Origin of the sequence: uncultured Planktosalinus sp. (assembly GCF_963973675.1) — a bacterium.
Taxonomy (GTDB): Bacteria; Bacteroidota; Bacteroidia; order Flavobacteriales; family Flavobacteriaceae; genus Planktosalinus.
In genome coordinates this window covers 1-6,025 of the sequence record NZ_CAXBAN010000151.1, presented here as the reverse complement: position 1 = coordinate 6,025, position 6,025 = coordinate 1, and the positions used below count along the sequence as shown (strand labels likewise).

The 6,025-nt window shown below is 42.7% G+C and carries 8 protein-coding genes; all 8 read left to right on the top strand.

Annotated features, from left to right (window positions below; all coding sequences use genetic code 11):
- Window positions 1-289, top strand: a 289-nt coding sequence (locus AACY61_RS07410) for a DUF3347 domain-containing protein (RefSeq protein ID WP_339610942.1), incomplete at its 5' end; no start/stop codon positions are given.
- An 8-nt stretch (window positions 290-297) separates the two neighbouring features.
- A complete protein-coding gene (locus tag AACY61_RS07405; protein WP_339610940.1) occupies window positions 298-882 on the top strand; it encodes a DUF2911 domain-containing protein in 585 nt (194 codons plus the stop codon).
- 12 nt (window positions 883-894) lie between these two features.
- Window positions 895-1,350 carry a DUF305 domain-containing protein gene (locus AACY61_RS07400; protein ID WP_339610938.1) on the top strand — a complete coding sequence of 152 codons (456 nt, stop codon included), beginning with the start codon at window positions 895-897 and terminating at the stop codon, window positions 1,348-1,350.
- 37 nt (window positions 1,351-1,387) lie between these two features.
- Complete coding sequence (locus tag AACY61_RS07395) at window positions 1,388-1,837, top strand: heavy-metal-associated domain-containing protein (protein WP_339610937.1); 450 nt, start codon at window positions 1,388-1,390, stop codon at window positions 1,835-1,837.
- Between the two features lie 53 nt (window positions 1,838-1,890).
- The gene (locus tag AACY61_RS07390) at window positions 1,891-2,457 is read left to right on the top strand and encodes an AraC family transcriptional regulator (protein WP_339610936.1); all 567 of its coding nucleotides are present in this window, start codon (window positions 1,891-1,893) and stop codon (window positions 2,455-2,457) included.
- Window positions 2,458-2,545: 88 nt separating this feature from the next.
- Window positions 2,546-5,065 carry a heavy metal translocating P-type ATPase gene (locus tag AACY61_RS07385; protein WP_339610934.1) on the top strand — a complete coding sequence of 840 codons (2,520 nt, stop codon included), beginning with the start codon at window positions 2,546-2,548 and terminating at the stop codon, window positions 5,063-5,065.
- Window positions 5,066-5,222: 157 nt separating this feature from the next.
- A complete protein-coding gene (locus AACY61_RS07380) occupies window positions 5,223-5,624 on the top strand; it encodes a hypothetical protein (protein ID WP_339610933.1) in 402 nt (133 codons plus the stop codon).
- A gap of 68 nt (window positions 5,625-5,692) precedes the next feature.
- The coding region (locus AACY61_RS07375) for a carboxypeptidase-like regulatory domain-containing protein (protein ID WP_339610932.1) at window positions 5,693-6,025 on the top strand (333 nt) is incomplete at its 3' end.

The window sequence follows — 6,025 nt, the reverse complement described above, 5'->3', positions numbered from 1 at the left end:
TCTTGAGAGCTGGACACCTTTTTCTGAAGCACTGGAAAAAAGTTTAAATCACGTTGAACACGCTTCAGATATGGAAAGTTTAAGAAAACAATTCCATCAGGTTTCTGATGTGATGGTTGCCATGGCTAAAAGTTTTGGGGCACCATCAGAAGCAATTTATGTACAACATTGCCCCATGGCCAATAATGATACCGGTGCTGACTGGCTCAGCCTTTCAAAAGAGATAAAAAATCCGTATTTTGGAAGTATGATGTTGCGTTGTGGAGAAGTTTTAGAAGAAATTAAATAAAAAAATATATGAAAAAGATAATAATTTTAGTGCTCACAATTTTCATCATTTCTTGTCAATCAAATAAAGAAAAAGATGAGGCTGTTGACGAACACAATCACAGTGAAGTAAAAACAGAAGTTGGTGCGTCCAAAAGCCCGCATACATCAACCATGGAAACCATAGGGGGAGCACATATACATATTGATTACTCGTCTCCAAGGGTGAGGAACAGAATTGTTTTTGGAGGACTATTGGCTTATGATGAGGTATGGCAAGCGGGAGCACATATGGCAACCTGGGTGGAAACTTCAAAAGATTTAACCATTTCAGATCAGGTTTTGCCCAAAGGGAAATATGGATTTTTTCTTATTCCGACTAAAGGTGAATGGACAGTGATCTTTAATAAAAACTGGAACCAACACGGCAAAGATGATTACGACGAAAGTGAAGATGTCGTTAGATTTAAAGTAGCTCCTGAATTTTCAGAAGACATTAAGGAAGAATTGGAGTACAAAATTCATAAAGAAGACGAATCAAAAGGAATATTTTCACTGGAGTGGGAAAAAGTTAAAATAAATTTTCCTTTTGTTGTAAATGAAACCAATAATTAAAATGCATAAAATATGAAAAGTTATTTAAAATTTGCATTAATGATGGCTACCTCTTTTGTGATTATGTATGCCGTGATGTTTTTGAATGCAGCCAGTATAGACCATGTGATGCTCAGCACCATGCGCACCTATATGACACTGCTGATGATTGCCCCAATGGCAATTGTTATGCTCTTGTATATGTGGGGCATGTACAAAAACAAAAAGTTGAACGCACTAATATTAGTGGTATCTATTGTTGGCTTTGGGGCTGTATATTATATGATGCGGAACCAAACAGGGATATCAGATGTGCAGTATATGAAAGCGATGATTCCGCATCATTCTTCAGCGATTTTGACCAGTGACAATGCCAATTTACAAGACCCCGAAACCAAAAAGCTGGCAGAGGATATTAGCAAACTCCAAAAAGAAGAAATCGCCTTGATGAAAGCATATTTGGATCGAATAAACAAGAATAATAACTAAATTTGAAAGCAATTAATAACCCTTTAATTTAAAAACCATGAAAAAAGTACTATTAAGTATCGCTGTGGTAGCGATGATAGGAATGACTTCCTGCAAAAACCAAACAGAAGAAAAACAAGAAAACACAGAGGTGACTGAAGAAGTCAAAGAAATAGCAATGGCCGAAACCACTTTTGGTGTACGCGGTAACTGCGGCATGTGCAAAAAAACCATCGAAAAAGCCGCCACGAGTGTGGATGGTGTCATCAAAGCCGATTGGAACATCGACCTGAAAAAAATTGACGTGGCTTATGACGACTCCAAAACTGATGAAATGGCCATCCACAATGCGATTGCAGCCTCAGGTTACGATACCGATCAAGTGGCAGGAAGTGAAGAAGCTTACAAAGAATTGCCCAACTGCTGCCAGTATGACCACGAAATGGAAATGAGCCTTACTGAGCCCAAAGACGGTGAAAGTGGCAATCACCACGAAATGGAAGAATAATATTTATATATAAACCACCTGCTGATCCGGCAGGTGGTTTAATTTACTAGATTTTGCAAACGACCCTTCATATAAAAAACGTTGTTTGTGACCGCTGCAAGTTAACACTTCAAGATATTCTGCAACGGTTGGAAATTCCTTACTCCAAAATTTCTCTGGGAGAAGTAGTTTTAGAACAACCACTTACGCCCGTTGACAAAGAAAAATTCATTGCTGAATTAGATCAGGTTGGCTTTTCTTTACTCCCTGATAAAAATGAACAACTAGTCAACAAGGTCAAATCCATTCTCATCGAACTGGTGTATAAAGAAAAAGCATTCGGGAATAAAAACCTCTCTGAAATACTAAAATCCCAACTCGGTATGGATTACAGCCACCTCAGTAATCTTTTTACAAAAGTAGAAGGGAAGAGCATTCAAAACTTTTACAACGACCTGCAGATGGAACGCGTTAAAGAGTTGTTGGAATACGGCGAAATGCGTATTGCTGAAATTGCTTACGATTTGGGCTACAGCAGTGCCGCCTATCTTTCTTCACGGTTCAAACAAGCTACAGGCTGCAGTCCCTCCGAATACAAACAAAAAAGTATAGCAAACCGCAAAGCCCTGGATAAGGTTTAGTTGCCATAAAAACAGAAGTCTTTGCCAGAATATCATAAGTCCTTCTGTTTAACAAGCCGTATTTTTGTTAAACTAAAAGTTGAACGTTATGAAACACACCTATCAAATAACCGGAATGACCTGCAACGGCTGCCGCTCCCATGTAGAAAAAACTCTGTCTGAAGTAAAAGGCGTCAAAAACGCAACTGTTGATTTGGAAAAAGCAGAAGCAACCATCGAAATGGAAACCCATATTGAAATCGATATGTTTCAAAAAGCCTTAAAAGAAGGAGGCGGAAACTATCAGATTCATCTTCCCGGCGCTGAAAAACATGAGCATGAAAATCATGAACACAAAAAAGAAACCCCAAAAGGAAAAGGCACAGGTACCTTTTACTGCCCCATGCATTGCGAAGGGGATAAAACCTATGACGAACCCGGCGATTGCCCCGTGTGTGGCATGGATTTGGTAGAAGAACTGTCCTCCCCCTCCTTGGGAGGGGGTCAGGGGGGAGGATACACCTGCCCCATGCACCCCGAAGTGGTCAAAGACGAACCCGGAAACTGCCCTATATGCGGGATGGAGTTGGTTCCAAAAGAAGCCGACCTCTCTGCAGAAAAAAAGACCTATAACAAACTCCTCAAAAAGTTCAAAATAGCAGTCGTTTTTACCCTGCCTATTTTTATCATCGCCATGTCTGAAATGATTCCGGGCAATCCTTTGTATGACTGGATGGAGATGAAATACTGGAACTGGCTGCAACTGCTGCTCTCCATACCGGTAGTGTTTTATGCCACCTGGATGTTTTTTGAACGTGGCTGGCGCTCCATCGTGACCTGGAACCTCAATATGTTTACCCTCATTGCCATTGGTGCCGGGGTGGCCTGGGTCTTCAGTGTGGTAGGCTTACTGATTCCCGATATTTTTCCCGATCAATTCAAAACCCATATGGGAACCGTACATGTGTATTTTGAAGCGGCCACGGTCATTCTCACCTTGGTATTGCTGGGACAGTTACTGGAAGCACGTGCACACAGCAAAACCAATTCGGCCATTAAGGAACTGTTGAAACTGGCACCCAATAAAGCCATTCGCATCGTGGATGGTGAGGAAGAAGAAATCGCAGCAGACAAGATTCAAAAAGGGGATGAACTGCGTGTCAAACCGGGTGATAAAGTACCGGTGGATGGAATCATCAAAAGCGGAAACAGCAGTCTGGATGAATCCATGATTACGGGAGAGCCCATTCCCGTGGATAAAAAGGAAGGTGACAAAGTAAGCTCCGGAACCATCAATGGAAACCGCAGTTTCACCATGACTGCTGAAAAAGTGGGGAACGAAACCCTGCTGGCACAGATCATCAAAATGGTCAATGAAGCCAGCCGTTCGCAGGCACCCATTCAAAAACTGGCCGATAAAATATCCGGGGTTTTTGTGCCCATTGTGGTCATCATCTCCATACTTACTTTTATCGTTTGGGCCATCTACGGCCCCGAACCCAGCTATGCCTATGCACTCATCAATGCCATTGCCGTACTCATCATCGCCTGTCCCTGTGCATTGGGGTTGGCGACCCCCATGTCCGTAATGGTAGGGGTAGGGAAAGGGGCACAAAACGGGGTGCTGATTAAAAATGCGCAGGCTCTGGAACAAATGGACAAAATCGACACCCTGATCATTGATAAAACCGGAACCATCACTGAAGGAAAACCTTCCGTGGAAAAAGCAGTTGCGGTGTCCGATTCATTTACAGAGGAAGAAGTACTGAAGTTGATTGCTTCGGTCAATGCAAACAGTGAACATCCACTGGCGGAGGCAACAGTCGCTTTCGCGAAAGAAAAAAACCTTCAGGTAACCAAATCAAGTGACTTTGATGCCGTCACCGGAAAAGGGGTCACCGGCGAAGTCAACGGAAAACAGATTGCCGTGGGGAATGACAAATTGATGGCTCAGGTGAAAGCAGAAATTACTTCTAAAGTAAAAAAGCAAGTAGAAACAGAACAACAAAAAGGAAAAACAGTCTCCTATCTCGCTGTGGAAAACGAAGTGGCGGGCTACATCACCATTACAGACCCCATCAAAAAAACCAGCCGTCAGGCCATTCAGGAATTGATGGACGCTGGGGTGGAAGTGTATATGCTCACCGGCGACAATGAAAACACAGCAGCAGCCGTTGCTGACGAGCTACACCTCTCAGGATTTAAAGCCGGGATGCTGCCTGAAGACAAGCTAAACGAAGTAAAACGCCTGCAAAGTGAAGGCAAAAAAGTCGCCATGGCAGGAGACGGCATCAACGACGCACCTGCACTGGCGCAGGCAGATATCGGCATCGCCATGGGCACAGGAACCGATGTGGCCATTGAAAGCGCCAAAATCACCCTGGTCAAAGGCGACCTTCAGGGCGTGGTTAAAGCGAAAATGCTCAGTAAAAAAGTAATGCGTAACATCAAACAAAATTTATTCTTCGCGCTTATTTACAATACACTGGGCGTGCCCATCGCCGCGGGAGTCTTGTTTCCTGTCTTTGGTATTTTACTCTCCCCAATGATTGCAGCCCTGGCCATGAGCTTTAGCTCGGTATCAGTGATTGCCAACGCCTTGCGTTTGAAGCGGGCCCAAATCGGATAGAAGTTTGAGCGGGTAGTTGTCCGGTGTATTGTATAGTATTCTAAAAGCATTATGAATAAAGTAAAAAGCAAATTTTGATAGCGCATTATACTTAATTCAATTTGTATAGCAGTTAAAACCCTCCAATCCTTACATTTTTTTGTAAATTTGTTTTCTTATGCAAAAAACCACTTCCATACTACTCTCCTTGATGCTGTTGTTAAGCACAACCGGCTTGACCTATGGACAACATTTTTGTGAAGGTGTGGTGGTGGATATAGCCCTGGCATTCGGGGTGGAAAAAATGGATTGTGGGGATGTGGAAGCTGAAGATTCCTGTGATGACTCCCCGCAAGAGGTTGACTGCTGTGCAGATGTGTACTACCAGATACAAACCGATAAAGAGTTTGCAAATAAATCTTTTGATGTTTCTTTGAAACTGCCTGTATTTAATAACACTACCAATTTGGTTGCGCTTTTCACAGCTAGTTCAACAAAAGAACAACGCCTTGACTTGCAGTACCTTCCTCCGGACTTTGATGAAGACCGGCAGTCCTTATACCAGGTTTTTATTATTTAAAAGTAGCTGAATTTATAGATAATGTATCCGCATCTGCGGTCAGTACTCATGTTTAAATTTAGATACGAATGTATAAAACCATGTGGCTCGCCTTGTTCCTATTGAGCCTAAATCTTACAGCACAAGAAAAAATTACCGGAACCATTTATGAAGCTTCCACGACCAATGACAACCTGCCCCTGGCGGGGGCCAATGTTTTTTGGGAAAACACTTCGGTGGGAACCATCACAGACGTTGATGGGAACTTCGAAATCCCGTATAAAAAAGACTATCAAAACCTGATTGTCAGTTATGTGGGCTTTAAAACTGACACCCTGAAAATCGTGGGCCCTACAGCCCTAAAACACTGGCTGTTGCCGGAAGCCAATCTGGATGAGGTGGTCATCCAAAACCGAAAACAA

Coding starts and splice junctions, on each gene's coding strand:
- AACY61_RS07380 (WP_339610933.1), top strand. CDS start 5,223: ATGCAAAAAACCACTTCCATACTACTCTCCTTGATGCTGTTGTTAAGC.
- AACY61_RS07400 (WP_339610938.1), top strand. CDS start 895: ATGAAAAGTTATTTAAAATTTGCATTAATGATGGCTACCTCTTTTGTG.
- AACY61_RS07385 (WP_339610934.1), top strand. CDS start 2,546: ATGAAACACACCTATCAAATAACCGGAATGACCTGCAACGGCTGCCGC.
- AACY61_RS07395 (WP_339610937.1), top strand. CDS start 1,388: ATGAAAAAAGTACTATTAAGTATCGCTGTGGTAGCGATGATAGGAATG.
- AACY61_RS07405 (WP_339610940.1), top strand. CDS start 298: ATGAAAAAGATAATAATTTTAGTGCTCACAATTTTCATCATTTCTTGT.